Annotated in this window: 25 protein-coding genes; 10 read left to right on the forward strand and 15 right to left on the reverse strand. The window is 65.0% G+C overall.

Going from position 1 to position 25,360, the window contains the following annotated elements; translation table 11 throughout:
- Positions 1–125: 125 nt before the first annotated feature.
- Entirely contained in the window at positions 126–1,760 is a 1,635-nt protein-coding gene (locus QDT69_RS20270) for a winged helix-turn-helix domain-containing tetratricopeptide repeat protein (protein ID WP_279708237.1), read from the reverse strand.
- A 162-nt stretch (positions 1,761–1,922) separates the two neighbouring features.
- Between QDT69_RS20270 and QDT69_RS20275 the strand changes: the two genes are divergently transcribed.
- The gene (locus QDT69_RS20275; RefSeq protein ID WP_279708238.1) at positions 1,923–2,165 is read left to right on the forward strand and encodes a DUF1127 domain-containing protein; all 243 of its coding nucleotides are present in this window, start codon (positions 1,923–1,925) and stop codon (positions 2,163–2,165) included.
- On the opposite strand, the gene QDT69_RS20280 is transcribed toward QDT69_RS20275, so the two are convergent.
- The 3 genes from QDT69_RS20280 to QDT69_RS20290 form a co-directional block, all read right to left on the reverse strand.
- Positions 2,153–2,455 (reverse strand): hypothetical protein, encoded by a 303-nt coding sequence (locus QDT69_RS20280; RefSeq protein WP_279708239.1) that lies wholly within the window; start codon positions 2,453–2,455, stop codon positions 2,153–2,155. The genes QDT69_RS20275 and QDT69_RS20280 overlap by 13 nt on opposite strands.
- 91 nt (positions 2,456–2,546) lie before the next feature.
- Positions 2,547–2,972 carry a hypothetical protein gene (locus QDT69_RS20285; RefSeq protein ID WP_279708240.1) on the reverse strand — a complete coding sequence of 142 codons (426 nt, stop codon included), beginning with the start codon at positions 2,970–2,972 and terminating at the stop codon, positions 2,547–2,549.
- Between the two features lie 76 nt (positions 2,973–3,048).
- Positions 3,049–3,852 carry a serine protease gene (locus tag QDT69_RS20290; protein WP_279708241.1) on the reverse strand — a complete coding sequence of 268 codons (804 nt, stop codon included), beginning with the start codon at positions 3,850–3,852 and terminating at the stop codon, positions 3,049–3,051.
- 380 nt (positions 3,853–4,232) lie between these two features.
- Here QDT69_RS20290 and QDT69_RS20295 point away from each other — a divergent pair, with 380 nt between their 5' ends.
- Entirely contained in the window at positions 4,233–5,204 is a 972-nt protein-coding gene (locus QDT69_RS20295) for an SPFH domain-containing protein (protein WP_279708242.1), read from the forward strand.
- Entirely contained in the window at positions 5,197–5,409 is a 213-nt protein-coding gene (locus QDT69_RS20300) for a hypothetical protein (RefSeq protein WP_279708243.1), read from the forward strand. The genes QDT69_RS20295 and QDT69_RS20300 overlap by 8 nt, the downstream gene beginning before the upstream one ends.
- Positions 5,410–5,686: 277 nt before the next feature.
- On the opposite strand, the gene QDT69_RS20305 is transcribed toward QDT69_RS20300, so the two are convergent.
- Positions 5,687–6,148, reverse strand: a complete 462-nt coding sequence (locus QDT69_RS20305; RefSeq protein ID WP_279708244.1) for a GYD domain-containing protein — start codon at positions 6,146–6,148, stop codon at positions 5,687–5,689.
- 251 nt (positions 6,149–6,399) lie between these two features.
- Here QDT69_RS20305 and QDT69_RS20310 point away from each other — a divergent pair, with 251 nt between their 5' ends.
- Positions 6,400–7,350 (forward strand): aldo/keto reductase, encoded by a 951-nt coding sequence (locus QDT69_RS20310; RefSeq protein ID WP_279708245.1) that lies wholly within the window; start codon positions 6,400–6,402, stop codon positions 7,348–7,350.
- 224 nt (positions 7,351–7,574) lie between these two features.
- On the opposite strand, the gene htpX is transcribed toward QDT69_RS20310, so the two are convergent.
- Entirely contained in the window at positions 7,575–8,507 is a 933-nt protein-coding gene (gene htpX, locus QDT69_RS20315; RefSeq protein ID WP_279708246.1) for a zinc metalloprotease HtpX, read from the reverse strand.
- Positions 8,508–9,017: 510 nt separating this feature from the next.
- Here htpX and QDT69_RS20320 point away from each other — a divergent pair.
- The 4 genes from QDT69_RS20320 to QDT69_RS20335 all read left to right on the forward strand — a co-directional run bounded on the left by QDT69_RS20320 (position 9,018) and on the right by QDT69_RS20335 (position 13,343).
- Positions 9,018–10,343, forward strand: a complete 1,326-nt coding sequence (locus tag QDT69_RS20320) for a lytic murein transglycosylase (protein ID WP_279708537.1) — start codon at positions 9,018–9,020, stop codon at positions 10,341–10,343.
- Between the two features lie 271 nt (positions 10,344–10,614).
- Complete coding sequence (locus tag QDT69_RS20325; protein ID WP_279708247.1) at positions 10,615–11,118, forward strand: DUF1993 domain-containing protein; 504 nt, start codon at positions 10,615–10,617, stop codon at positions 11,116–11,118.
- A gap of 185 nt (positions 11,119–11,303) precedes the next feature.
- Positions 11,304–12,164, forward strand: coding sequence for an SDR family NAD(P)-dependent oxidoreductase (locus QDT69_RS20330; RefSeq protein ID WP_279708248.1), 861 nt, complete (start codon positions 11,304–11,306; stop codon positions 12,162–12,164).
- A gap of 75 nt (positions 12,165–12,239) precedes the next feature.
- A complete protein-coding gene (locus QDT69_RS20335; RefSeq protein WP_279708249.1) occupies positions 12,240–13,343 on the forward strand; it encodes an alkene reductase in 1,104 nt (367 codons plus the stop codon).
- A 227-nt stretch (positions 13,344–13,570) separates the two neighbouring features.
- Here the strand turns inward: QDT69_RS20335 and QDT69_RS20340 are convergent, their stop codons facing one another.
- The gene (locus QDT69_RS20340; RefSeq protein WP_279708250.1) at positions 13,571–14,044 is read right to left on the reverse strand and encodes a MarR family transcriptional regulator; all 474 of its coding nucleotides are present in this window, start codon (positions 14,042–14,044) and stop codon (positions 13,571–13,573) included.
- Between the two features lie 73 nt (positions 14,045–14,117).
- Here QDT69_RS20340 and QDT69_RS20345 point away from each other — a divergent pair, with 73 nt between their 5' ends.
- Together QDT69_RS20345 and QDT69_RS20350 are read left to right on the forward strand one after the other, a co-directional pair.
- A complete protein-coding gene (locus QDT69_RS20345) occupies positions 14,118–15,287 on the forward strand; it encodes an NAD(P)/FAD-dependent oxidoreductase (RefSeq protein ID WP_279708251.1) in 1,170 nt (389 codons plus the stop codon).
- 63 nt (positions 15,288–15,350) lie between these two features.
- Positions 15,351–16,163, forward strand: a complete 813-nt coding sequence (locus QDT69_RS20350) for a tetratricopeptide repeat protein (RefSeq protein WP_279708252.1) — start codon at positions 15,351–15,353, stop codon at positions 16,161–16,163.
- On the opposite strand, the gene QDT69_RS20355 is transcribed toward QDT69_RS20350, so the two are convergent.
- The 8 genes from QDT69_RS20355 to glpD all read right to left on the reverse strand — a co-directional run bounded on the left by QDT69_RS20355 (position 16,152) and on the right by glpD (position 24,929).
- Positions 16,152–16,862, reverse strand: a complete 711-nt coding sequence (locus QDT69_RS20355) for a hypothetical protein (RefSeq protein WP_279708253.1) — start codon at positions 16,860–16,862, stop codon at positions 16,152–16,154. The genes QDT69_RS20350 and QDT69_RS20355 overlap by 12 nt on opposite strands.
- 184 nt (positions 16,863–17,046) lie before the next feature.
- A complete protein-coding gene (locus QDT69_RS20360) occupies positions 17,047–18,789 on the reverse strand; it encodes an ABC transporter substrate-binding protein (RefSeq protein WP_279708538.1) in 1,743 nt (580 codons plus the stop codon).
- Positions 18,790–18,904: 115 nt separating this feature from the next.
- Positions 18,905–19,231 carry a DUF2160 domain-containing protein gene (locus QDT69_RS20365; RefSeq protein ID WP_279708254.1) on the reverse strand — a complete coding sequence of 109 codons (327 nt, stop codon included), beginning with the start codon at positions 19,229–19,231 and terminating at the stop codon, positions 18,905–18,907.
- 190 nt (positions 19,232–19,421) lie between these two features.
- Positions 19,422–20,228 (reverse strand): carbohydrate ABC transporter permease, encoded by an 807-nt coding sequence (locus tag QDT69_RS20370; protein ID WP_279708255.1) that lies wholly within the window; start codon positions 20,226–20,228, stop codon positions 19,422–19,424.
- Positions 20,228–21,202: a sugar ABC transporter permease gene (locus QDT69_RS20375; RefSeq protein ID WP_279708256.1), complete on the reverse strand. Its 975-nt coding sequence runs from the start codon at positions 21,200–21,202 to the stop codon at positions 20,228–20,230. The genes QDT69_RS20370 and QDT69_RS20375 overlap by 1 nt, the downstream gene beginning before the upstream one ends.
- Entirely contained in the window at positions 21,202–22,287 is a 1,086-nt protein-coding gene (locus QDT69_RS20380; protein ID WP_279708257.1) for an ABC transporter ATP-binding protein, read from the reverse strand. The genes QDT69_RS20375 and QDT69_RS20380 overlap by 1 nt, the downstream gene beginning before the upstream one ends.
- Before the next feature lie 12 nt (positions 22,288–22,299).
- Positions 22,300–23,388, reverse strand: coding sequence for an ABC transporter ATP-binding protein (locus QDT69_RS20385; protein WP_279708258.1), 1,089 nt, complete (start codon positions 23,386–23,388; stop codon positions 22,300–22,302).
- Positions 23,385–24,929 (reverse strand): glycerol-3-phosphate dehydrogenase, encoded by a 1,545-nt coding sequence (gene glpD / locus QDT69_RS20390; protein WP_279708259.1) that lies wholly within the window; start codon positions 24,927–24,929, stop codon positions 23,385–23,387. Before glpD ends, QDT69_RS20385 begins: the two co-directional genes overlap by 4 nt.
- Positions 24,930–25,360: the final 431 nt, after the last annotated feature.

Consider the following 25,360-nt stretch of genomic DNA (forward strand, 5'->3'; position numbering starts at 1 on the left):
TTCCAGAGGCGTTCGTGCTTGAGCAGAGAGGCCGCGGCGTACTGGATCGCCCGGTCAAGCCGGGCGATAACAGCTGTGGGATGGCCCGCGCCGGCAGGCCGAGCGGCACGACGACGCTGCGGCCATCAATCGGGCAGACCCGCCCGCCGTAGCGCATCCGCATACTTCGACACATCGTCGGGGTTCCGGTACGGACCCAGCACGGTGGTCAGGGTCGAAGGGCGTAGCGCCGGGTCGACCTCGTGCAATCGCGCTGCCAGTCTCCTTGCCTCGTCGCAGCGTCCGGCGAGCACGCCGCTTGCGGCACCGATGCGCAACGCGGCGTGGCTATCCGGCCGGCTGCGCAGCGCCATCGCCGCCCAGGCGAACGCTTCGTCGTAGCGGCCGGCAAAGAAATGAGCATGGGCGGTGCCTTCCTGCGGCCAGAACTTGCCCGGATCGACGGGGCTCAGCCGCATGGCGCGTGCAAAGTGCTCAATGGCCAAATCTGCATCTCCGAGCCACAGCCGCGGCCAGCCGCTATGTGCCCACGCGGCGCCGAGGTTCGGGTTCAGCGCCAGCGCACGATCAATCATGGCGACGCCATCATCGAGGTCCCTGGCGACATAGCCCAACGCATGCCCGACATGCACGAATGCAATCGCGTCGTTCTTGCCCAGTTGCATCACGCAGCGGGCCAGCCTCCTGACTTCGGCGATCTCCTGATCACGATCGACGATCCAGCCGAACCCCTTGCGCACGGCGAAGCGCATCGCCGCAGCGCCGTAAGGCGTCGGGAATTCGGGATCAAGTTCAATCGCCCTGTAGAACAGGCGGAGCGCCGCTTCATTCCCCTCCTTAGTCCATTTGTAGGTTTCCGCCATTCCGCGAAGATAGAGATCGTAAGCGCCCAGATTCTCCGTCGGCTTGCGCTTGGCATGCTCGAGCTCCGCCACATACACGTGGTCGGCGAGCACGGCGACGATGGTGCGCGCCACCTCCTCCTGGACCGCAAAGATGTCCTCCAACTCGCGATCGTAGCGCTCTGCCCAACGATGCGCCCCGGTCAGGGCATCGATCAGCTGCGCCGTGATCCGCACCTGCGCTCCGTCACGCCGAATACTGCCTTCAAGCAGGTAGCGCACACCAAGCTCCCGTCCGATCTGACGGATGTCGATGGCCTTGCCCTTGTATGTGAAGGACGAGTTGCGGGCGATGACGAACAACTCGGAGAAACGTGACAGCTCGGTGATGATATCTTCGGTGATGCCGTCGCTGAAATAGTCCTGCTCCTTGTCCCCTGACAGATTGGCAAACGGCAGCACCGCGACGGACGGCAAGCAGCCTGGAGTGCCGGACGGCGCGTCCAACTCGCTCCGGATCTCGCGGTGGGGCGGCCATTCCAGGCCAGCGAGGGGACTTGCGTTCTTCCCGTCCAGAGCCGTGCCTGGCGAACCGGCCGGAGCATCCTGCGCCCGTTGCACGACGCCCACGAAGCGGAAGCCTTGTCGCGGCAGCGTCCTGATCAGGCGTTGCGCTTGCCCGGAATCGCCGATTGCGTGCCGGGCAGCGTTCAGACGCGTCGTCACCGCCGCATCGGAAACGGCACGTCCATCCCAGATCGCGTCGACAAGATCGTCCTTGCTGACGACGCGATCGCTGTTGCGGATAAAATAATCAAGCAGCGCGAAAACCTGCCGCGTCGTCGGGATAACCTCGAACCCGCGTCGCAGCTCGCGCCGCTCGGTATCCAGCGAATAATCTTCGAAGAAATAGCGCAAGGCACCATTCCCCAAATGGCCGTCCGCTCGCCCGAGGGCGCTCTCGTGCGGGCCGGCGCAGAAAGAGTAAGCCGCCGGTGAGGAAAATGTAAGCGACATGTCAAGCAGACCTGCCGGCGTCCTGCCACCGTGATGCAGAGACAAGCCGTCGGGAGATGCCCAATGGATACGCCCTACAATGTCGCCGGATCGCCGCAAGCGATTGCGCCAGCACATCCGCGCTTTGCCATCGTGAGCCGGTGCTGGGCCGCGCTTCTGGATTGGCAGCTACGCGCGGTGCTGAGGGATCGCCTGTGCGATCTGAACGACAGAGAGCTGCGCGATATCGGCATTACGCGTGGTGAGATCGACTACGTCGCCTCGCATCGCGCGGTCGACCCGCGTAGCGCCGTCTACCCTCCATGAACGGAGGCGCCCGGCTTCGGGAAAACGTCCGGGATCATCATCGCATTGCAAAGAGGCTGTGTCATGCCGGCACGAAAGATTCCGCTCGAGACCATCGAGCAGACCGTCGTCGCATTTCGGGTCCAGCCTGGCTGGTATGAGGAATACTGGCTGAGGTCGGAGACGGCTGCACCGTCCGGTTCGGCGAGATGGCTGGGCACGATATCCCGGCTTCTTACGCCATCTTGTCGGGAAGCCATCGTCGCAGCGCTGATCAGGTTCGCCGGAGCCGGCAGGTTGGTCGCCGTCATGGCGGCCGGCCGTACTGGCAGCGAACCATCGGATCACCATCTCGATCCAAGTCGAGAATAGCCCGCGGCGGCACCGCGCGATTGAAGCTGCTCAGGGTTTGCGCAGATTGAGCGAGAAGCGCAGGTTGAGCGGCTGCAACATTTCCGGCGGCGGCGCCTCGCCGACATTGCCACGCTTCAGGATGGTACGCAGGTCCTCGGTCGCGCCGGCGTCGGTGAACGCGGGAAACGCGACGCGCTCGACGGTGCCGTCCGGGTTGAGCCAGGCGCGCACCACGAGCGTCGGCGGCGGCCCGTTCTCCTTGCCGGAATGCTCGATCACCCAGTTACGGAAGCGATTGGCGACCGTCTCGTCGGCCGCGATCCATTCCTCGAACCGGTATTTGACCAGCTTGGCGAATTGCGCCCATGACGGCGGCGCCTGTTCGGGATTGCGAAAGTCTTGGGCATGGCTTGGCGCCGGGGAGAAGACCAGCAGGCCGAACGAGAGCACGAGCGTGCCCCGCAGAATGAGCATGGTTCTGGACAAGGGTTGACCGCAGACGGCAGGCTGACAGGACGACGCAAGAGCGTCCGCGGCAGCAACTAGTCGCTCATTGTTGCAGGCATGTGACGCGCGCCGAGATGCTGGCGGCGCGATGCGCGCGTGACGCGGTGCCGCTCATCTGCGGCCGGTCGTCCTCCTGGAAGCGCACGCCATGCGCGGCAAGAAAGGACTTGGCGTGCGCGGCATCGACCGCCAGCACGCGATCGATCGTGGTCCTGCGGCTCACCACCCCCTCGACGAGGCCGCGGGAATCCAGCACCGGCGCACCGCTGGTGCCGAAGGTGACATTCGAGCGCAGCACGAGATGCTCGGGATCGCGCAGCGTGGTGTCGACGAACGCATTGCCGAGCGATCCGCCATGCGCGAGCATCGGCTTCAGCCGGTCATAGGCCTCGGCAAACACCATGTCGTTGGCGACCGATGTGCTGGCGCGCGGAAATACCGCTGCGAGGCCCAGCGTGCGTGGGACCTTGATCAGGGCAATGTCGCTCGCAGCCAGCGCCACCACCCGCGCTGCAACGGCGCGCCCCTCCTTGCTGACGACAATCCGGGCGCAGTCCGTGACGGCATGGCGCGCGGTCAGCATGTGGCCGAGATCGTCGACAAAGAACGCGGTGCCGTCGAGCCGCTGGCTGACCGTCGGCGGGCCGGTGACGTCACGCGCCAGCGGCTTCGCCGCCTCCATCTGTCGCGCCGGTTGAAATAGCGAAAACGGCACCTGCGCCGCCGCCCGTTGCGGCGTGAAGCCGATGAGAATGCAACCGATCGCGACCCTGCCGGCCAGCCTGACCATGCGGACAAGCCGTCCCGCGCGCGCCGCCAGCGCTGCGCGGCCTGAAATCGAAACCAAGTGATGCACCTTCAGACCCCAACCCCGCCCGATGCCGCCGTGCGAACCGCTTCGCCGGCAACGTCTGTACATACACCGCACTCTCTACTTCATTTCGCGCGTCGCGGCCGATTTTCCGGATAGGCAATTTGTCGACGGCAGCGGCGCGCCGGAATGCACGCACCGCGGCTTAGGGCAGGCCCGCTAACGGGTGATGGCGACCTCCTGCCGAGCCAGTCTCCCCTGTTCCCGTGGCTACCGTCGGTTCGCCTAGCCAATTGTTTTAGCTAGTAAATCTCCTGCGCGCAGCACCGTCAGTGGCGACACTCTTTCGCTCGTGGCTATTTTATGATATCAAAAAATATCAGCAATTATGCTGGATGCATCAGGGGTTTGCTCCCATGACCATGCAAGACCATTCCGCTTCAGGCCTTTCCACGATCAAGGTCAGGGTCGACGACCACCCGGCCGTCCTCGTCGGCAGCGGCTACGTCGCGCTTCTGCTCGCGCTGACCTTTCTCGTGCTAACTGTCTGGTGCGCCTACGGCGCGTTCATGCATGCCTCGACCTGGTCGCTGCTCTGCGCGCTGCTGAGCCTGGTCGTCACCATCCTGTTCGGCTCGTCGATCTATTCGCTGCAGCCGAACGAGAGCGCGGTGCTGACATTGTTCGGCGCCTATGCCGGCACGGACTCCGCACCGGGGCTGCGGGCCACCGTGCCGCTGTTCAAGATCGCGAAAGTATCGCAGCGCGTCCGCTACCATGAATGCGGCAAGCTGAAGGTCAACGATCTGATCGGCAACCCGATCGAGATCGGCGCCGTGGTGGTCTGGCGCGTCGACAACAGCGCCAAGGCGATCTTCCAGATCGACGACTATGCCGACTTCGTCGGCGCGCAGACGGAATCGGCGCTGCGCCACATCGCCGGCCGCCATCCCTATGATTTCGACGAGGCGGTCACCCATGCCGGTCCCGATCAGGCCGTCAGCCACGACAAGGTGGCGGCGCGCACACTGTCGCTGCGCGAAAGCGGCGACCAGGTCACCAACGAGCTGATCGTCGAGCTCAAGGAGCGGCTTGCGGTGGCCGGCGTGACCATCAACGAAGCCTGGATCAACCATCTCGCCTATGCGCCGGAGATCGCTCCGGTGATGCTGCGCCGCCAGCAGGCGAGCGCGGTGATCGCCGCGCGTAAGCTCGTGGTCTCAGGGGCGGTCGACATCGTCAAGGAAGCGCTCGACAAGCTGAAGGAGCAGACCGACATCGATCTCGACCCCGAGCGCAAGGCGGCCATGGTGTCGAACCTGCTCGTGGTGCTGGTGTCCGACAAGGATGCGACGCCGGTCGTCAACACCGGGACGCTGTATGCCTAAGCGCGGGCGCCCCAAGGGGCCGGACAAGGAGCCGATCCTGCTGCGGCTCGGCAGCCCGCTGCTCGACATCCTCGATCGGCTGGCGGCCGCGGAATTCCGCTCGCGCCAGGGCCAGATCGAAAAGCTGCTGCACGAGGCGCTGGTCCGGCGCGGCGCCTGGCCGCCGAAGGCGGAGGCGGAAGAGGAATCATCTGACTCCAGCTGACACGCCAGCGGCCGCGACGCCGGCGTCAGTCAGATGCCGAAGCGGCTCGGCTACGCGCTACGAGCGAGGGAGCGGACGTCGCGCGACGGCACAACCGGCCGGGGCTAATGCGAGCCAGCATGCGCGCGCGACATCCGCCCGAGCTAATGCCCATCCGTCAACGCGCCCCGGATCAGAAGCGCGCAACGGCCCCCGCCTCCGCGCGGGACGCTGCGAAGCGCCGCCGCGCGAGAGTGACATCAGATCGATCTGCGCCGCGTTTGGTCGTCCGTAGCCGTCAGCTGCCCGGCGGCGAGTAGGCAGCCCTGAGCTTGGCCGCGTGCTGACGCACCACCTTGATCTCGTCCTGGGTAAACAGCCGGACCAGCTTCACGTTCTGGATGGCGCCAGCCGCGACGACGATGCCGGTGATGGCAGGCGCGACGGTCGGATCCGGCACGTCGAAGATCACCATCACGCTGGGGCCGTCGGCCGCCATGCTGTACATCGAAATCAACTTGCCGCCGCCCGCCTCGATCAACTTCTTGGCCGCCTCCAATCGATTGGTAGTCGGGTTCTCCAGGATGTTGTTGATCGCACGCGGTGTGTATTCCCCTGTGAGGCAGAAATGCATGGCAATCCCTCCATCTTTGTCTGGGAATGAAAAGGCATTCACCCGGGCATCGCCCAGGCAGGAGAAGATTTCGTACTGAAATGAAGAAGAAAGGGCCTGCCGATGGCCATGCGCGCTGCCGCGCATTCTCCGGAATTCGGCGTAACCGGTGGCAGCTCGCCGCGCAATCTACATGAACTGCACGGCAAATGAAATCGCGTTCCTGCGCGACCAATAATTGATCGATGATCGACGCGGCACGGAGGGGCAGCGTGCCTGACCTGACGCGCGCGTCACCTCACGCCACCTCCGCCTCGGCTTACGGCACAGCGCCTTGCAAACACTGGCGATCTGCCTCAGTGTCCGCCTCTCCCGCAAGAACAAGAGAAAGAACACTCATGAAGCATCGTCCGCTCGGCGGCTCCGGCCTCACCGTCCCTCCTTTGTGCTTCGGCTGCAACGTGTTCGGCTGGACGGTCGACGAAGCCGCGTCGTTTCGCCTGCTCGACACCGTGCTCGATCAGGGGCTGACATTCCTGGATACGGCCGACGTCTATTCGCGCTGGGTGCCGGGCCATCACGGCGGCGAGTCCGAGACGATCATCGGCAAATGGATGAAGGCGCGCGGCAACCGCAATCGCGTCATCCTCGCCACCAAGGTCGGCATGGACATGGGAGGCGGTAATGTCGGGCTGAAGCCAGACTACATCGCGCGCGCCGTCGAGGATTCGCTGCGGCGGCTGCAGACCGATCACATCGACCTCTACCAATCCCATAAGGACGACGAGACGACGGCGCAGGAAGAGACGCTCGCGGCCTACGACAAACTGATCAAGGCCGGCAAGATCAGGGCGATCGGCGCCTCGAACTTCTCGCCGGAGCGGCTGCAGGCTGCACTCGATATTTCCAAAGCGGACAACCTTCCCCGCTACGAGAGCATGCAGCCCGAATACAGCCTCGCGGAGCGGTCGAGCTACGAAGGCGCGCTGCAACGCGTCTGTGTCGAGAACGACGTCGGCGTGATCACGTTCTTCTCCCTGGCTGCGGGCTTCCTCACCGGCAAATATCGCTCGGAGAGCGACTTCGCCAAGAGCCCACGCGGCACGCGCAGCATTCCCAAATACATGAATCCGCGCGGCATGCGCATTCTGGCCTCTCTCGACGAGGTCGCCGCCGAGACCCGCGCCGAGCCGGCCGCGGTCGCACTTGCCTGGCTGATGGCGAAGCCCGGCATAACCGCTCCGATCGCCAGCGCCACCAAGCCCGAGCAGGTCACGACGCTGGTCGCGGCGGCGAACCTCTCGCTGAGCAAGGACCAGGTCGCACGGCTGGATGCCGCGAGCGCGTAGCGTGGTCTAAGCTCGCAAGCTTTAGTGCAGGATTGGATAAAGTTGATTGCCGACCGCAAGTGCGGTGCGCTCCCGCTTGCGGGGGAGGGCTGGGGTTGGGGTTCTCTCCGCGAGTCACATTGTGGAGAGAGCCCCCACCCGCCGCGCTGCGCGCGTCGGCCTCCCCCGCAAGCGGGAGAGGCGAACGAAATGTGCTGCTTCAGTTCAAGCTAATTTCATCGCGGCTAACCCCACGGCCCGCGCTGGCCCGACGCTCCGCCCCACGGGGTACGCGGCGGATAGCTGGCGCCTGCGGGGCGCGGCGCGGTCTGGGTGCCGAGCTCGGCGGCGAGCTGCTGCAACGCCGCGATGCGGTTCGCGGTCGAGGGATGGGTGGCGAACAGATTGTCGACGCCGTGGCCCGACAGCGGGTTGATGATGAACATGTGCGCGGTGGCCGGATTGCGCTCGGCTTCCATGTTCGGCACCTGATGCGCCGAATTCTCGATCTTGGCGAGTGCGGACGCCAGCCACATCGGCTGGCCGACGATGCGCGCGCCATAATTGTCGGCGGCGTATTCGCGGGTGCGGCTGATCGCCATCTGCACCAGCATGGCGCCGAGCGGCGCCAGGATCATCATCGCGATCGAGCCGACGATGCCGGGGCCGTTGTTGTTGCGGTTGCCGCCGAAGAACATGCCGAACTGCGCCAGCATCGAGATCGCGCCGGCGATCGTCGCCGTGATCGTCATGGTCAGCGTGTCGTGGTGCTTGATATGCGCGAGCTCGTGCGCGATCACACCGGCCAACTCCTCGCGGCTGAGCTGCTGCATCAACCCCGTGGTAACGGCAACTGCCGCGTTCTCCGGATTGCGACCGGTCGCGAACGCATTGGGCTGCGCCTCGTCCATCACGAATACGCGCGGCATCGGGAGAGCTGCGCGCTGCGCGAGCTCGGCGACGAGATTATGGAGCTCGGGCGCGGAGCGTTGATCGACCTGATGGGCGCCGTACATCGATAGCACCATGCGATCGGAATTCCAGTAGGTGAACAGATTTGTCGCAGCCGCGACGATCAGGGCGATCACGGCGCCGGTGCCGCCGCCGATCAGATAGCCGACGCCCATGAACAGCGCTGTGAGGCCGGCAAGCAGGAGCGCGGTACGAAAATAGTTCATCGTGGTTCCCTGACGGCAGGCGGAATGCTGCCACAATCAACGCCGCTGAGGTAGGGATTTTGCCGCCGGCATCGCAAGAGGAACCCGCAGCGACGCGGCGCGGATTAACAATCGGTCATCTGCAAGCATTCACTTGTAGCCCGGATCAAGCGCAGCGAAATCCGGGGCATATCCACGGCGAGAGTGATCCCGGATTACGCGTCGCTCCATCCGGGCCACGTGCTGCCGTCCTGTCCGTAGCGTAACCCGCATGAGCGAAGCGACATGCGGGGACACCGCCCCCGGATATCGCTTCGCTATGAAGCGGCAATGATCGCGCCTGAAATCGCGTGGCGATCAGCTCCGGCGCTCACAACAGGCAGATGCCGTGCGGCGAGGCCTAAGCCCAATTGGTCCAGGAGTGGCACCCGGTTGTTGCCCAGTGTCGCCCTGGTGTATGCAGGATGGGCCTTTTCCCCCTGTTCCCAGCCGGTGACATCGATGCCAGCACCTTCCCTCCGCGCCCCGATCATGATCGCAGCGATCGCGGGGGCGCTGGCGCTCTCCTCACTTGTCTCGTCCCCTGCCTCGGCGCAGCAGCCGCTGCCCAGCCCCGCCGGGCCGGCCCCGGTCCGGGCGCGCCCGGCTGCGATTGCCTCGCCCAGGGCTGCGTCCTGTCACAACGGGCAGAGCTTCGATCGCTTCCTCACTGAACTGAAGCAGAAGGCGGTCGCCGCCGGCGTCTCGCAGCGCACGATCGCGGAGGCCGCGCCGTACCTGGTCTACGACCAGGGCATCGTCAACCGCGACCGCGGCCAGCGCGTGTTCGGCCAGATCTTCACCCAGTTCGCCGGCCGCATGGCTGCGAACTACCGCATGCAGCAGGGCCAGCAATACATCCGGACCTATGCGGCCGCGTTCGCCCGCGCCGAGAAGGAGTATGGCGTGCCGCCGGCTGTCATCGCCGCGTTCTGGGGGCTGGAGAGCGATTTCGGCGCGCAGATGGGCAATCTGCCGACGCTGAAATCGCTGGTGTCGCTGGCCTATGATTGCCGCCGCTCGGAGATGTTCCAGGGCGAGACCATCGCGGCGCTGAAGATCATTGAGCGCGGCGACCTGACGCCCGACGAGATGATCGGCTCATGGGCCGGCGAACTCGGCCAGACGCAATTTTTGCCGACGCATTATTTCAACTATGCCGTCGACTATGACGGCGACGGCCATCGCAATCTGCTCGCCAGCGGCCCCGACGTGATCGGCTCGACCGCGAACTACATCGCCAACGGATTGAAGTGGCGGCGCGGCGAGCCGTGGCTGCAGGAGGTGCGCGTGCCGCAGGCGGCGAACTTCCCGTGGGACCAGGCCGACCTCACCATCAAGCTGCCGCGCTCGAAATGGGTGGCGCTCGGCGTCACCTTGAGCGACGGCAAGGCGCTGCCGAATGACGAACTGCCGGCCTCGCTGCTGCTGCCGATGGGCCGGATGGGTCCAGCGTTCCTCGCTTATCCGAATTTCGCCGCCTACACCGAATGGAATAACTCGCTGATCTATTCGACCACCGCCGGCTATCTCGCCGGCCGCATCGCGGGCGCACCGCCGATGCAGCGGCCGCACGCCCCGGTCGCGCAGCTGCCGTTCGGCGAGATCAAGGAGCTGCAAGGGCTCCTGGCGCGCGCCGGTTATGACGTCGGCAAGATCGACGGCGTGCTCGGCCAGGCGAGCCGCAGCGCTGTCAAGGCGATGCAGATGAAATACGGCCTGCCCGCGGATTCCTGGCCGACTGCGGAGCTGCTCGCGCGAATGCGCGGCGGCGGCCGCGCCCAGCCGGCGGCGGACGCTACCGTGCCGACGCGGTAAGAGATTTGCCATTCGCGAGGCCACTCCGTTCGTTGCCCGTCACCCTGAAGAGCGCATAGCGCGTCTCGAAGGGTCGACGGCCACTAGCCGGGCCGTACATCCTTCGAGACGCGCTTCGCGCTCCTCAGGATGACGGAATTTAGAAACCGCCACGGAAATATTTGACCAACTGTTACGGCTCCCCGCAGTTGTATTCTTCCAACCGCGGCCCCATTTGCAGCATCGCCGTTCGGTAACATCCGGATTTTAATCAGCACCAGGGAGCATCCCCATGTCCTTTCATGACGCCGTCGTCCCCGCATATTTGCAGATCCTGAGCAGCCTCACCGGCGAGCTGACCAAGGCCGAGACGCATTGCGAGGCGAAGAAGATCGCGCCCGAGGTGCTGCTGGCATCGCGGCTCTATCCGGACATGCTGCCGCTGACGAAGCAGATCCAGCTGGTCTGCGATCACGCCGCACGCGGCTGCGCGCGGCTGACCCACAGCGAGGTGCCCTCGACGCCCGACACCGAGAAGAGCTTCGGTGAACTGAAGCAGCGGCTGGCCAAGACGATCGACTATGTGAAGTCGTTCAAGCCGGAGCAGTTCGATGGCGCGGACGCCAGGGACGTCACCTTCCCGATCGGCCCCGAGCGCACCATGACCTTGAAGGGTCAGCAATTCCTCAGCGCGTTCTCGTTCCCGAACTTCTATTTCCACGCCGTGACCGCACACGACATCCTGCGCCATAACGGCGTCGAGGTCGGCAAGCGCGATTTCCTCGGCGTGAGCTGACGCGCTTCGCGCGTCATTCCGGGGCGATGCGCAGCATCGAACCCGGAATCTCGAGATTCCGGGTTCGTCCTTCGGACGCCCCGGAATGACAGCGACTAACATATTCCCCGCCGCGGGATTTTAGCCTCACACGCGCAGCCGTGCTACTGCTCCCTGACAACAACAAGACGTCAGGGAGCACGCCAATGTCGACCACAACCCACGCACCGAAAGCCATCGATCCCTCCTCGTCGCTGCATGCCGAAGCGCTGGGATTGGCAAAGAACCACGGCCGCCTCGCCGGCCGCCGTATCATCGTGGTCGGTGCAGGACAGCGCACAACCGTCGACGCGGAGCCGCCGATCGGCAACGGCCGCGCCATGAGCGTGCTGTTCGCGCGTGAGGGCGCCTCGGTCGCCTGCATCGACGTCAACAAGGAGGCTGCCGACGGCACCGTCGCGCAGATCACAAAGGAAGGTGGCAAGGCCTTCACCGATGTGGTCGATGTCTCCGACGTCGCGGCGATCGCGCCTGCGGTCGAACGCTGCGCGCAAAAGCTCGGCGGGCTGGACGGGCTGGCGCTGAATGTCGGCATCTCCTCCGGCCTGTCATTGCCCAAGATGACGGCGGAAGCCTGGGACCGCGACTACGCCGTCAACGTGCGCAGCCACATGCTGTTCGCGCAGAAGGCGCTCGAGCTGATGGCGCCGGGCGGCGCGATCATCCTGATCTCGTCGATGGCGAGCCAGCGTGCCGGCGGCCGCAACCCGGCCTATGAATCCTCGAAGGCGGCGCAGATCGCGCTCGGCCGGGCGATCGCGCGGGCCGGCGAGGACAAGGGCATTCGCTGCAATGTGATCGCGCCCGGCTTCATGGATACCCCGATGGGCCGCGATGCCAGCCGCAGGCGATCGGACCGCGCCGTGACAGTGCCATTCGGCCGTCAGGGCACCGGCTGGGAGGTGGCCTATTCTGCGCTATTCCTGATTTCGAATGAATCCTCCTATGTGAACGCGCACACCCTGTTCCTCGATGCCGGCCACATGGGCGGAATCGTGCGCGGCTGATCTGCGGACGGGCCATTGCGCTCGTCGCCGCAATGCACAACTCTCCCTCATCGATCATTGTCTGGAACATTTCACATGAGCCAATCGACCAAACTCCTCGAGCCCTACAAGCTGGGCGCGCTGACCTTGCCGAACCGCCTGGTGATGGCGCCGCTGACGCGCAACCGCGCAGTGCCGCCCGGCATGGTGCCGAGCCCGCTCGCGGTGGACTATTACGGCCAGCGCGCCTCTGCCGGCCTCCTGATCACCGAGGCGAGCCAGGTCTCGCAGCAGGGCCAAGGCTATCAGGACACGCCCGGCATCTATTCGAAGGAACAGGTCGAAGCCTGGCGCAAGGTCACCGATCGCGTGCATGAGCGCGGCGGCCGCATCTTCATCCAGATCTGGCATGTCGGCCGCATCTCGCATACCTCGCTGCAGCCGAACGGCGGCGCGCCGGTGGCGCCGAGCGCGATCCGCGCCAAGACCAAGACCTTCGTGAACGGCACCTTCGCCGACGTGTCCGAGCCGCGCGCGCTCGAACTGTCGGAAATCCCCGGGATCATCGAGGACTTCAAGCGCGGCACCGCGAATGCGCTGGCGGCCGGCTTCGACGGCGTCGAGATCCACGGCGCCAACGGCTATCTGCTCGACCAGTTCGCCCGGGACAGCACCAACAAGCGCACCGACGCCTATGGCGGCTCGATCGAGAAACGCGCGCAGCTGATGCTGGAGGTCTCCAAGGCGGTCGCTAAAGAGGCCGGCGCCGACCGCACCGGCATCCGCATCTCGCCGGTGACGCCGGCCAACGACGTCTCCGATTCCAATCCGCAGCCGCTGTTCGACCACATCGTCGACCAGCTCAACGCGCTGAAGCTGACTTATATCCATGTCATCGAGGGCGCGACCGGCGGCCCGCGCGACAATTTGGCGTTCGACTACGCCTCGCTGCGCAAGCGCTTCAAGCAGACCTATATCGCCAACAACGGCTACGACTTCGCACTGGCGGAGAGGGTGCTGGAGGCAGGCGCCGCCGACCTGATCGCATTCGGCAAGCCGTTCATCTCCAACCCCGATCTGGTCGAGCGGCTCAAGGCCGGCGCCCCGCTCAACGAATGGGACAAGGCGACCTTCTACGGCGGCGGCGCCGAGGGCTACACGGATTACCCGACGCTGAAGGCGACCGAAGCGGCGGAGTAACGCGCTCCGCTCTCTCCACATCGTCATTCCCGGTGCGCAATTGCGCACCTGAGGATGCGCCGCCAGGCGCAGGCCCGGAATCCATAATCCGCATCACTCGCGTCAGGATGGATTCCTGGCTCGCGCTTCGCGCGCCCCGGAATGACGAAAGAGATGGCTGGAATGGCGGCGAGACAAAAAAGGCCGGGATCGCTCCCGGCCTTTTCTTGCGCGCGGCATCTGCGATCCTACGCGTCGACGGCCTCGCCGCTCTCAACTTCCTCCGCGACCATGCGGTCAAGGTTACGATTCAGCCGCCGCAGCAGATCAAGCAGTGTTGCGGCCTCAGTCGCGCTGAAGCCGGCCAGCGCCCGATCCTGGTTGCGGTGGAGCGCCTTGCGCGCCGCGGGCAATTTCGCCCTCGCCGCCTTGGTCAGCGAGACCTGCTGGCTGCGGCCGTCGCCCGGCATCGGCGTGCGCTGGACGAGGCCATCGCGCTCCATCCGCGCCAGGATCTGCGCCATCGACGGCTGCTCGACCTTCGCGGTGCGGGCAAGGTCGCGCTGTGACATCGCCTTGCCGTCACGCAACAGATAGAGCACCGGCAATTGGCCGATGCTGAAGCCGTGCTGCCTCACCCGGCGCTCGCCGAGCCGCAGGAAGCTGCGCGAGGCCATGTTGACCAGCGGCGCGGGGCGGTCGAACAGGTCCCAGTCGGTCATGATCTCACCATTTACATAGACACCTATTTATATTAGATAGGTACCTATATATCCTGGTGTGAGCGTGGTGTCCATGAGTTCGAATTCAATTCGCATTGCCATCGTCGGTGCCGGCCCCGGAGGCCTGACGCTCGCCCGCTTGCTGCATATCGCCGGCGTCTCGACGACAGTGTTCGAGCGGGAGGCATCGGCAACTGAGCGGCCGCAAGGCGGCACGCTGGACCTGCACACCGAGAGCGGCCAGCTCGCGCTGGCGCGCGCCGGGCTGACCGAAGGCTTTCTTCGCATTGCACGTTACGAGGACCAGGGCAGCCGGCTTTACGACAGCGACGGCCGGCTGCTGCTCGCGGATGACGACATGACCGGCGACCGTCCCGAGGTCGACCGCACCGCGCTCCGCGATCTCCTGCTGCAATCCCTGCCGCCGGACGTCGTCCGCTGGGATCGCGGCCTGCGCGAGGTCACGCCACGCGATGACGGACGTTACGACCTCGTCTTCGACAACGTGCGCGAAGGGCCGTTTGATCTGGTGATCGGGGCCGACGGCGCGTGGTCGCGGGTGCGGCCACTGGTGTCGCGCTATCAGCCACAATATAGCGGACTGACCTTCATCGAGTTCGGCATTGACGACGTCGATCGACGCTACCCGGCGCTGTCGCAGCTGGTCGGCCGCGGCAAGATGGGCGCGGAGAGTGACGGCCGCAGCCTGATCGTCCAGCGCAACGGCAACGCCCATCTGCGCGGTTACGCGATCTTCCGCGTGCCGCTCGAATGGGCCGAACGGCGCTTCGACGTCACCTCGCCATCTGGCATGCGCCAGGCGCTGCTCGGCGAATTCGCCGGCTGGGCCGACGTCCTGCTCGACCTATTCCGCGCCAGCAGCGATCAGTTCGCGCTCCGGCCGATCCATGCGCTGCCGGTCGGGCATCATTGGACCAACCGGCCCGGCATCACCTTACTCGGCGACGCCGCGCATCTGATGTCGCCATTCGGCGGCGAAGGCGTCAACGCCGCGATGCTGGATGCGGCGGAACTGGCGGGGTATCTCGTGGGATCGCCGGATTGGCGCGAGGCCGTCCGCGCTTACGAGACCAGGATGTTCGCGCGCGTCGCCCAGCCCGCTCGCGAAGCTGCCGAAGCCGCCGCCACCGAGCTGTCGCATATCAGCCAGGAACTGACATTGGCGCAGCACCATGCGCACATGCAGATGCGCGCGGCGGCCGGACGATCCGCGGCGCGATAGACGCTGGCCATGCCTTCCGGCGCCGCATAGCATGGTCCGGCCTGAAGATGGTCACGTACGGGAATGAGCAAGGACAACGCCGAGGATATCGTTCGACGCGCGACCGCTGCATTCAATAGCGGTCGGCATGACGAGGCCATAGCGCTCTGCGAGCGCGGCCTTTCACGTCAGCCCGGCGAGCCGATGCTGAGCCACCTGCTCGCCGCCGTGCTGTTTGCCAAAGGCGAGATCGCGCCGGCCCGCAAGCATGTCGAGGCGAGCCTCGCGCAGCGTCCCGACAATGCCGCAGCGCAGCTGCTCGCCGGCCGCCTCGCCCGCTCCGGCGGCGAGTTCGACGCGGCCTTGACGCATCTCGACCGCGCCATCGCGCTGAAACCGCAGCGCGATGCCTTCGTCGAGAAGGCGCGCACGCTGGATCTGGCCGGCCGCAAGGCGCAGGCCCGCGAGGCCTGGGAAGCGATCCTCAAGGCCATCCCCGAGCATCAGGAAGCCAATGCGCGGCTCGGGCGGCTGGCCTGGGAGGATGGTGAGCTCGCCAAGGCTGCAAGCCTGCTTGCGCGCGCCACCGCGAGCCCAGCGCCGGCCTCGGTATGGTTCGACCTCGGCGTGGCAAGGCAGGATCTGCGCGATCATGACGGCGCCGCACTCGCCTATCGCAAGGCGCTCGAGATCAAGCCGGACTATGCCGAAGCGGCCCTCAATCTCGGGATCGCGCTGCAGGAAGACGGCAAGGCCGACGCCGCGATGCAGGCCTTTGCGCGCGCGTACGGCCTGCGTCCAAAACTGTTCGGATCGATCGCCATGGCGCTGACCTCGGCCTCGCACGGCCGCCTGTGGCTCGACGAGCGCGCGCTGCGTATCGCGTTAGGTGGTTAGCCGCCCGCGCTTGGCGCGGAAATGCTTGCGGTAGACATTGGGCGCGGCCAGCACGTCGCTAACGACCTTCTCATAGGCCTTGCTGTGCGCATCGTCGAAGGCTTCGAACACCAGTTCGGGAGCCTCGCGCGGCACGGCGAAGCATTGCGCGACCGGCGTTCCCTTCGGCAACACGCCGGCGAAATCAGGCTCCGTCCAGACCGCCGGGAAATTGATCCCGCCGTCGTGAAACCGGTCGGCGTCAACGAGGCCCGAGATCAGCCGGAACGGCAGGTCGTCGCGATTGACCGGATGCGTCGCGAACAGCGACCAGCCCGGCTCGAGCTCGATGGTCCAGAAGCTGTTGAATTTCAGCGCGGCCTGCCCGTTGGCGAACGGCGCACCGGCGAATTGCGCGACCGGATGGAAGCTGAGCGGCGCGCGCGGATGGCCCTGCGTTGCGGGCTCCGGAATATCCCAGTCCCACGCGAACGCGCCGTGCTCGACCCTGATATCGCAAGGCAGCGGGATTATGACCCCGTAGGCCATCGCATCGACGAAGGGCGGGCATTGCTTGACCGTGCGGATGTCGCGGTCGTGGATCTCGGAATGCGCCTTCGCCGGCATCGCGCGCAGCCAATCGGGCAACGCAGTGCGGGCCGGGAACGGCCGCGGCAGATGCTCGGCAAGCCGCGGATCGCAGCGAAAGACCATGCGCATGGTGAACTCCCGGATCATGATGCGATGACGAGGCGACGCATGATGACCTCATCGCGCCATTTGAGCACAATCCCGAAGGGGGCTCCACTCTTCCGGATACAGGCGTCCATGAAGCAAAAAAGGCCGGGATCGCTCCCGGCCTTTCGCAGTTTTCGGATGGCGTGAGCGGTCAAGCCTTACCGCCTTACTTCGCTTCGGCGCGCTTGGGCGGGCTGGCCGGCCACGACTTGATCAGGGTGTCGTAGTCGATCGTCTCGCCCTTCGGCTTCTCGTTCGCGAGCTTGCGCTGCGGAGCGATGGTGCCGTCCTTCTCGGCCTTCTTGTACCAGTACTCGGCGGTTTCCTTCTTGTTCAGCTTCGGTCCGCAGGCACCCTGCACACCGGACTTCTCAAGACGCTCCATCACCGAATCCTGGGCCGCGGCGAGCGCGTCCATCGCAGCTTGCGGCGTCTTCGCACCGGACGACGCATCGCCGATGTTCTGCCACCACAGCTGAGCGAGCTTCGGATAGTCAGGCACGTTGTTGCCGGTCGGGGTCCACTGCACGCGCGCGGGCGAGCGGTAGAACTCGATCAGGCCGCCGAGCTTCGGCGCACGCTCGGTGAACGACTTGTCCCAGATGTCGGATTCACGGATGAAGGTGAGACCGACATGGCTCTTCTTCAGCGACACCGACTTGGAGACGATGAACTGCTGATAGAGCCAGGCCGCCTTGCGGCGATCGACCGGGGTCGACTTCAAGAGCGTGAGCGAACCCACGTCCTGGTAGCCGAGCTTCATGCCGTCCTTCCAGTACGAGCCGTGCGGCGACGGAGCCATACGCCACTTCGGCGTACCGTCCGCGTTCATCACGGCGATGCCCGGCTTCACCATGTCGGCAGTGAAGGCGGTGTACCAGAAGATCTGCTGGGCGATGTTGCCCTGCGAGGGCACCGGGCCCGACTCGGAGAAGGTCATGCCCTGCGCCTGCGGCGGAGCATACTTCTTCATCCAGTCGAGATACTTGACGATCGAATAGACCGACGCCGGGCCGTTGACGTCGCCGCCACGCTCGACCGACGAGCCGACCGGACGGCAGCCTTCCATGCGGATGCCCCATTCGTCGACCGGCAGGCCGTTCGGGAGACCCTTGTCGCCGTTGCCGGCCATCGACAGCCAGGCGTCGGTGAAACGCCAGCCGAGCGAGGGATCCTTCTTGCCATAGTCCATATGGCCGTAGACCTTGACGCCGTTGATCTCCTTGACGTCGTTGGTAAAGAAGTCGGCGATATCTTCATAGGCCGACCAGTTCACCGGAACGCCGAGATCGTAGCCATACTTGGCCTTGAACTTCGCCTTGTATTCCGGGTTGGTGAACCAGTCGTAGCGGAACCAATAGAGGTTCGCGAACTGCTGGTCGGGCAGCTGATAGAGATGACCGTTCGGCGCCGTCGTGAACGACTTGCCGATGAAGTCGTCGACGTCGAGCATCGGATCGGTGACGTCCTTGGCTTCGCCCTTCATCCACTCCGTGAGGTCGACCGCCTGGCCGTAACGGAAGTGGGTGCCGATGAAGTCGGAGTCGTTGATCCAGCCGTCATAGACGTTCTTGCCGGACTGCATCTGGGTCTGGATCTTCTCGACGACGTCACCTTCCTGGATGATGTCGTGCTTGACCTTGATGCCGGTGATCTCCTCGAACGCCTTGGCGAGCGTGCGGGATTCGTATTCGTGCACCGTCAGCGTTTCGGAGACGACGTTGATATCCATGCCCTTGAAGGGGGCAGCGGCCTTGATGAACCACTGCATCTCCTTCATCTGGTCGTCCTTGGAGAGGGTCGACGGCTGGAATTCGCTGTCGATCCACTTCTTCGCGGCCGCCTCGTCGGCGCGCGCCGGCGCGGCGATAGCCACTGATGCCACAGCCAGCGCGACGACGCTGGTCATGGTCAGAAGACTATCCTTGGTGCTTCTCAAGTGTCGCATGTTGATTCCTCCGGTTGCAGCGACAAACTAAGTACCCCAGGTCCGGGTAGGCCCCGGATCTGCTCTTTTTCGCCTCTCAGACGGTTCGAAAGATAAACGCAGCTGAGGCAAGCGAAATCAGTGTTGCGAGCCACAGGCTCGAAATATCAATGCCCTCCCCGATCGGCAGGGTGAAAATCGGATCGGTGCCGACGAGGCCGATCCACAGCAAATGGATCACCGCTGCCAGCACCAGCGAGACGAACAGGCGATCGCCACGCGTGGTCGGAATCCGCAGCACGCCGACCCGCTCGGCTTCGGGATAGGCAATCGCGAGCCAGGTCATCATCCCGAGCGTAGAGGCAAGCAGCACGAAGAAGACTGCGGTCGGCCAGGTCCATGCCATCCATGCGATGCTGTCCATGCCTCAGTTCCTTCCGCACGGCGCGGCGCGCCCCCTCTCCCATGGGGAGAGGGCTGGGGTGAGGGGGTACGGTCTATCGATCGAGCGGAACCCCTCACCCGGATTTGCCGCTTCGCGCCAAATCCGACCTCTCCCCATGGGAGAGGTGAAGTCCGGCGTCGAGATGCTAGTTATTCGATTGATCATTGGATTAGACCCGGCCGAGCGCGAAGCCGCGCGCGATGTAGTTGCGGACGAACCAGATCACCAGCGCCCCTGGGATGATGGTGAGCACGCCGGCCGCGGCAAGCAGCCCCCAATCCATGCCGGCGGCCGAGACCGTGCGCGTCATGATCGCCGCGATCGGCTTGGCCTGCACCGAGGTCAGCGTGCGCGCCAGCAGCAGTTCGACCCATGAGAACATGAAGCAGAAGAAGGCGGCGACGCCGATGCCGCTCGCGATCAGCGGCACCAGGATCTTGATAAAGAAGCGCGGAAACGAATAGCCGTCGAGGAACGCGGTCTCGTCGATCTCGCGCGGCACGCCCGAGACGAAGCCTTCGAGGATCCACACCGCCAGCGGCACGTTGAAGATGCAGTGCGCGAGCGCAACCGCCCACGGCGTATCGAACAGGCCGATCGCCGAATAGAGGTTGAAGAACGGCAGCGCATAGACCGCCGCCGGCGCCATGCGGTTCGACAGCAGCCAGAAGAACAGATGCTTGTCGCCGAGGAAGCGGTAGCGCGAGAACGCATAGGCCGCCGGCAACGCCACCGCGATCGAGATCACGGTGTTGATGACGACATATTCAAGCGAATTGATGTAGCCGGAATACCAGCTCTCGTCGGTGAAGATGCGCCGGTAGTGCTGCAGCGTCGGCGTATGCGGCCACAGCGTCATCGTCGAGACGATCTCGGCGTTGGTCTTGAAGCTCATGTTGACGAGCCAGTAGATCGGCAACAGCAGGAAGATCAGGAACAGCGCCATGACCAGGCGGCGGCCGGGGATCGAGTGCATCACGCCACTCCTTCCTTCGGTTTGAGCACGCCTGCGGGCTTGGGCGCGGCCGCTGGCTTGGGCTCGGCAGCCGGCTCGCCCTGCGCCACGGCCTTACGTTCGGTGCCGGCATTGGTCATCACGGTGTAGAACACCCAGCACACGATCAGGATGATCAGATTGTAGACCAGCGACAGCGCGGCAGCCTTGCCGAGGTCGAACTGGCCGAGCGCGATCTTCACGAGTTCGATCGAGACGAAGGTCGTCGAGTTGCCGGGCCCGCCGCCCGTGACCACGAACGGCTCGGTGTAGATCATGAAACTGTCCATGAAGCGCAGCAGCACCGCGATCAAGAGCACGCGGTTCATCTTCGGCAGCTGGATCGCCTTGAACACCGCCCAGCGCGAGGCGCCGTCGATCTGCGCCGCCTGGTAATAGGCGTCGGGGATCGACTTCAGGCCGGCGTAGCACAGCAGCGCGACGAGGCTGGTCCAGTGCCAGACGTCCATCACGATGACGGTGACCCAGGCGTCGACCTCATTGGAGACGTAGTTGTAGTTGAAGCCGAGATGGTTCAGCACGTAGCCGAGCAGGCCGATATCTGGCCGGCCGAAGATCTGCCAGATGGTGCCGACCACGTTCCACGGAATCAAGAGCGGCAGCGCGAGGATGACGAGGCAGGCCGCGACGCTCCAGCCCTCGCGCGGCATCGACAGTGCGACGACGATGCCGAGCGGCACCTCGATCGCCAGGATCACGGCGGAGAAGAACAAATTGCGGCCGAGCGAGGCCAGGAAGCGGCCGCCGAGATCGGTGGAGGGATCAAGCAGCTCCTTGAACCAGCCGACGCCGTTCCAGAAGAACTGGTTGTTGCCGAAGGTGTCCTGCATCGAATAGTTCACGACCGTCATCAGCGGCAGCACCGCCGAGAATGCGACCACCAGGAACACCGGCAGCACCAGGAACCAGGCTTTTTGGTTGATCGTCTTGTCCATCAGGCGACCCCTTCCACCAAATGGCTGTCGGCATAGACGTGGACATAGGCGGGATTGAAAACGAGACCGGCGGTGTCGCCGGAGACCGAGAAGCCCGGCGGCACCCGCGCCGCGAGCTTGGTGTTGCCGACGCGAACGCGGGCGAACTGGATGCGGCCGAGGTCGTCGATCCGCTCGATGGTGGCCGAGAGCAATCCCGACGCAGGCGGCGCGACATCGACGAATTCGGGCCGCACGCCGATCTCGATCTTCTTCCCAGCCGGCAGGACGCCGTAGTTGCGGCGCAGGCCGATGACGTGGCCGTCGATCCGCGCCTCGTGGCCTGATACCTCGGCCGGCACGATGTTCATGCCGGGCGAGCCGATGAAGTAGCCGACGAAGGTGTGCGCCGGCTTGTCGAACAATTCGGCCGGCGTGCCGCTCTGCACCACGCGGCCGTCATGCATGACGACGACGGTATCGGCGAAGGTCAGCGCCTCGGTCTGGTCGTGGGTGACATAGATCATCGTGAGGTCGAGCTCGCGATGCAGCGCCTTCAGCTTGGAGCGGAGCTGCCATTTCAGCTCGGGATCGATCACCGTCAGCGGCTCGTCGAACAGCACGGCGGCGACGTCGGAACGCACCAGGCCGCGGCCGAGCGAGATCTTCTGCTTGGCGTCGGCGGTGAGCCGCGTCGCCTTGCGGTTCAGATACGGCGTGAGGTCGAGCAGACCGGCGATCTGCTTGACCCGTGCATCGACCTCGGCCCTGGCGATACCGCGGTTCTTCAGCGGGAAAGCCAGGTTCTCGCCGACCGTCATGGTGTCGTAGATCACAGGGAATTGGAACACCTGCGCGATGTTACGCTTCTGCGTCGACAGCGGCGTGATGTCCTTGCCGTCGAACAGGATCTGGCCGCGCGACGGCGTCACGATGCCGGAAATCAGATTGAGCAGCGTGGTCTTGCCGCAGCCGGACGGCCCGAGCAGCGCATAGGCGCCGCCCTGCCGCCAGGTCATGGTGACCGGCTTCAGCGCAAAGGATTCCAGCGGTGCGTCATTGCCGCTGTAGGACTGCGCGAGATCGACGAGGTCAATGCGGGCCATGGAGCATCTCCCTCACTTCGAGAAACTTGTTGCGGGTGAAGCGACGAGGCGGTCGGCCGCGTCGAACACGAAGATGTTGTCGGGATCGAGCGCGGCGTCGAGCACCTGCCCGGGTTCATATTCATGCACGCCGTGCAGCACTGCGACCCAGTTCGAATCGTGGACATGGACGTGGACGAAGCTCTCCGAGCCGGTGATCTCGGTCACCGTCACGGTGGCAGCGAATTTGTGGCGGCCGGCCGCGGCGCTGCCGACCTCAAGCTGATGCGCGCGGAAGCCGATCCGGTAGGCGCCGTCGGGCAGGCCGGCGTAGAGCCCGGCTGCGGGCGCCTGCTCGCCGCCGGCATAGATCACCCGGTCGCCCTTCTTCTCGATGCCGATGATGTTGAGCGGCGGATCGGAGAACACCTGCGCGACGCGCAGCGTGTCGGGATGACGGTAGACCTTCGGCGTCGCGCCGGTCTGCAGCGCCTGGCCTTCCCACATGCACACCGTGTCGCCGCCGAGCAGCAGCGCTTCTGATGGCTCCGTGGTGGCGTAGACGAAGATCGCGCCCGACGCCTCGAAGATGCGCGGCAGCTCGGCGCGCAGCTCCTCGCGCAGCTTGTAGTCGAGGTTGGCGAGCGGCTCGTCGAGCAGCACCAGATCGGCGCCCTTGACCAGCGCGCGCGCAATTGCCGTGCGCTGCTGCTGGCCGCCGGAGAGCTGCAGCGGCGTACGCTTGAGGTAGGGCTCGAGCCGCAGCAGGCTGGCCGCTTCCGCGACACGCTTCTCGATCTCGGCCTTCGGCTTGCCCTGCACCCGCAGCGGCGAGGCGATGTTCTCGTAGACCGTCAGCGAGGGATAGTTGATGAACTGCTGATAGACCATCGCGACCGAGCGCTGCCGCACGTCGGCGCCGGTGACGTCCTTGCCGTCGACCAGCACGCGGCCGGTGGCCGGCTTGTCGAGGCCGGCGAGCAGCCGCATGATCGAGGTCTTGCCCGACAGGGTCGGCCCGAGCAGCACGCTGAGCGTGCCACGCTCCAGCGTCAGCGACACATCGCGGATGGTCGGAACGCCGTCCACGGTTCGCGTGACGTTCTGCAGTGTAACGCTCATGCCCGTCCTCCCGCTTCGCGGAGGGGACGTTCACCGGACACGCGGTTGGCGGCCATCCACTCGTCGAGCGCGGCGATTTCACCCGCCGTCATCCGCAAGCCCAGCTTGGATCGTCGCCAAACGACATCTTCCGCAGTCCGAGCCCATTCGTTCGCCATCAGGTACCGGACTTCACTCTCCGTCAAGGTGGCGCCGAAGGAACGGCCGAGATCTTCAGCCGATGCTGCATTGCCGAGGACCTTGCCGGCGCGCGTGCCGTAGGCGTGCGCGAGACGATTGGCATGGGGCTGCGCGAGGAATGGATGGTTGCGAACCAGCTCGGCGGCGAGCGCCGCGACCGCCGACACATCCATGTCGCCGCCAGGCAACGGCGCCTTGCCGGTCCAGCCCTCCTGCGCTTTCGCGCCCTTGAGATAAGGCGCGAGCCGCTCCAGCGCCTCTTCGGAGAGCCGGCGATAGGTCGTGATCTTGCCGCCATAGATCGAGAGTAGCGGCGCACCGCCAGGCGTATCGAGCTCGAACACATAGTCGCGGGTGGCGGCCTTGGCTTCGCTCGCGCCATCGTCATAGAGCGGACGCACGCCGGAGTAGTTCCAGACCACGTCCTGCGGTTTCACCGGCTTGGCAAGGTATTCGCTGGCGGAGGCGCAGAGATATTCGATCTCCTCCTGCGTCGCCTTCACCTTGGCCGGATCGCCGTCATAGTCGCGATCGGTGGTGCCGATCAGCGAGAATTCGTCCTGGTAGGGAATCACGAAGATGATGCGGCCGTCGGCATTCTGGAAGATGTAGGCGCGGTCGTGGTCGTAGAGCTTGGGCACCACGATGTGCGAACCCTGCACCAGCCGCACCTTGGCCCGTGCATTGACGCCGCCGCCCAACGCCAGCACCTGCTCGACCCAGGGACCGCCGGCATTGACCAGCACACGCGATTTGATCGTCTCACGCGAACCGCTCGTCGTGTCCTCGACCGTGACGTGCCAGACGCCGTCGACCTGCCGGGTCTCGACCGCGCGGGTGCGGGTGCGGATCTCGGCGCCGCGATCGGCGGCATCGCGCGCCGTCAACGCAACCAGCCGCGCGTCGTCGACGAAGCAGTCGGAATATTCAAAGCCCTTGGTGTAGCGGCCGGGGATCAGCGGCTTGCCGACCACGTCGCGCGTCAGATCTACCGAGCGCGTCGCCGGCAGCAGATGACGGCCGCCGATATGGTCGTAGAGGAAGAGGCCGAGCCGCAGCAGCCAGGCGGGGCGCAGGCCCGCGTGATGCGGCAGAACGAAACGCAGCGGGCGAATGATATGCGGCGCGATCTGCCAGAGGATCTCGCGCTCGATCAGCGCCTCACGCACCAGACGAAACTCGTAATATTCGAGATAGCGCAGGCCGCCATGCACAAGCTTGGTCGACCAGGACGACGTTCCGCTGGCCAAGTCATTCATTTCACAGAGGAAAACAGAATTGCCCCGGCCCGCCGCATCGCGCGCGATGCCGCAGCCATTAACGCCGCCTCCAATGATGGCGAGGTCGTAAATTCGATCCAAAGAACGCTTCCCCCGGCAACCGCCTTCGCTTTGACGGTTTTACTTTCGGATTGGAGTAGATCACAACAAAAAACGAAAGCAAAGCGAAAATGGGGAACTTTAGCTGGGGATTTTTTGGGCGGGATGATCGCGGCGGGGGCAGAGCGTCGGCAAGTTTCGCGCGGTCACTCTCGCGCAGGGCATCGCGGATGGCTCTTATCCTCCCCTGGAGGTGGAGGATCGGTTCGCATGCAATGCGAACCGAGATGGGGTGATCTCTCCGCTCGGGCACTACTCGTGTTGAGAGATCACCCCACCCGGCCTCACATCTCGCTTCGCTCGCTGTGAGCCGACCCTCCCCCTCCAGGGGAGGGTGAAGCGAGCGCGCTGCTATCGTGGTTGCCGACGAGTCAGCGCAGACACTGACTATTCAGAGCTGCGCGGCTTCGTCG

The organism is Bradyrhizobium sp. CER78 (assembly GCF_029846235.1).
Taxonomy (GTDB): Bacteria; Pseudomonadota; Alphaproteobacteria; order Rhizobiales; family Xanthobacteraceae; genus Bradyrhizobium.

What these genes read in the sequence shown, in the direction of transcription:
- QDT69_RS20275 (WP_279708238.1), top strand. Translation starts at nt 1,923, where the DNA reads ATGGATACGCCCTACAATGTCGCCGGATCGCCGCAAGCGATTGCGCCA.
- QDT69_RS20280 (WP_279708239.1), bottom strand. Translation starts at nt 2,455, where the DNA reads ATGACGGCGACCAACCTGCCGGCTCCGGCGAACCTGATCAGCGCTGCG.
- QDT69_RS20285 (WP_279708240.1), bottom strand. Translation starts at nt 2,972, where the DNA reads ATGCTCATTCTGCGGGGCACGCTCGTGCTCTCGTTCGGCCTGCTGGTC.
- QDT69_RS20295 (WP_279708242.1), top strand. Translation starts at nt 4,233, where the DNA reads ATGACCATGCAAGACCATTCCGCTTCAGGCCTTTCCACGATCAAGGTC.
- QDT69_RS20300 (WP_279708243.1), top strand. Translation starts at nt 5,197, where the DNA reads ATGCCTAAGCGCGGGCGCCCCAAGGGGCCGGACAAGGAGCCGATCCTG.
- QDT69_RS20305 (WP_279708244.1), bottom strand. Translation starts at nt 6,148, where the DNA reads ATGCGCGGCAGCGCGCATGGCCATCGGCAGGCCCTTTCTTCTTCATTT.
- QDT69_RS20310 (WP_279708245.1), top strand. Translation starts at nt 6,400, where the DNA reads ATGAAGCATCGTCCGCTCGGCGGCTCCGGCCTCACCGTCCCTCCTTTG.
- htpX (WP_279708246.1), bottom strand. Translation starts at nt 8,507, where the DNA reads ATGAACTATTTTCGTACCGCGCTCCTGCTTGCCGGCCTCACAGCGCTG.
- QDT69_RS20320 (WP_279708537.1), top strand. Translation starts at nt 9,018, where the DNA reads ATGATCGCAGCGATCGCGGGGGCGCTGGCGCTCTCCTCACTTGTCTCG.
- QDT69_RS20325 (WP_279708247.1), top strand. Translation starts at nt 10,615, where the DNA reads ATGTCCTTTCATGACGCCGTCGTCCCCGCATATTTGCAGATCCTGAGC.
- QDT69_RS20330 (WP_279708248.1), top strand. Translation starts at nt 11,304, where the DNA reads ATGTCGACCACAACCCACGCACCGAAAGCCATCGATCCCTCCTCGTCG.
- QDT69_RS20335 (WP_279708249.1), top strand. Translation starts at nt 12,240, where the DNA reads ATGAGCCAATCGACCAAACTCCTCGAGCCCTACAAGCTGGGCGCGCTG.
- QDT69_RS20340 (WP_279708250.1), bottom strand. Translation starts at nt 14,044, where the DNA reads ATGACCGACTGGGACCTGTTCGACCGCCCCGCGCCGCTGGTCAACATG.
- QDT69_RS20345 (WP_279708251.1), top strand. Translation starts at nt 14,118, where the DNA reads ATGAGTTCGAATTCAATTCGCATTGCCATCGTCGGTGCCGGCCCCGGA.
- QDT69_RS20350 (WP_279708252.1), top strand. Translation starts at nt 15,351, where the DNA reads ATGAGCAAGGACAACGCCGAGGATATCGTTCGACGCGCGACCGCTGCA.
- QDT69_RS20355 (WP_279708253.1), bottom strand. Translation starts at nt 16,862, where the DNA reads ATGCGCATGGTCTTTCGCTGCGATCCGCGGCTTGCCGAGCATCTGCCG.
- QDT69_RS20360 (WP_279708538.1), bottom strand. Translation starts at nt 18,789, where the DNA reads ATGACCAGCGTCGTCGCGCTGGCTGTGGCATCAGTGGCTATCGCCGCG.
- QDT69_RS20365 (WP_279708254.1), bottom strand. Translation starts at nt 19,231, where the DNA reads ATGGACAGCATCGCATGGATGGCATGGACCTGGCCGACCGCAGTCTTC.
- QDT69_RS20370 (WP_279708255.1), bottom strand. Translation starts at nt 20,228, where the DNA reads ATGCACTCGATCCCCGGCCGCCGCCTGGTCATGGCGCTGTTCCTGATC.
- QDT69_RS20375 (WP_279708256.1), bottom strand. Translation starts at nt 21,202, where the DNA reads ATGGACAAGACGATCAACCAAAAAGCCTGGTTCCTGGTGCTGCCGGTG.
- QDT69_RS20380 (WP_279708257.1), bottom strand. Translation starts at nt 22,287, where the DNA reads ATGGCCCGCATTGACCTCGTCGATCTCGCGCAGTCCTACAGCGGCAAT.
- QDT69_RS20385 (WP_279708258.1), bottom strand. Translation starts at nt 23,388, where the DNA reads ATGAGCGTTACACTGCAGAACGTCACGCGAACCGTGGACGGCGTTCCG.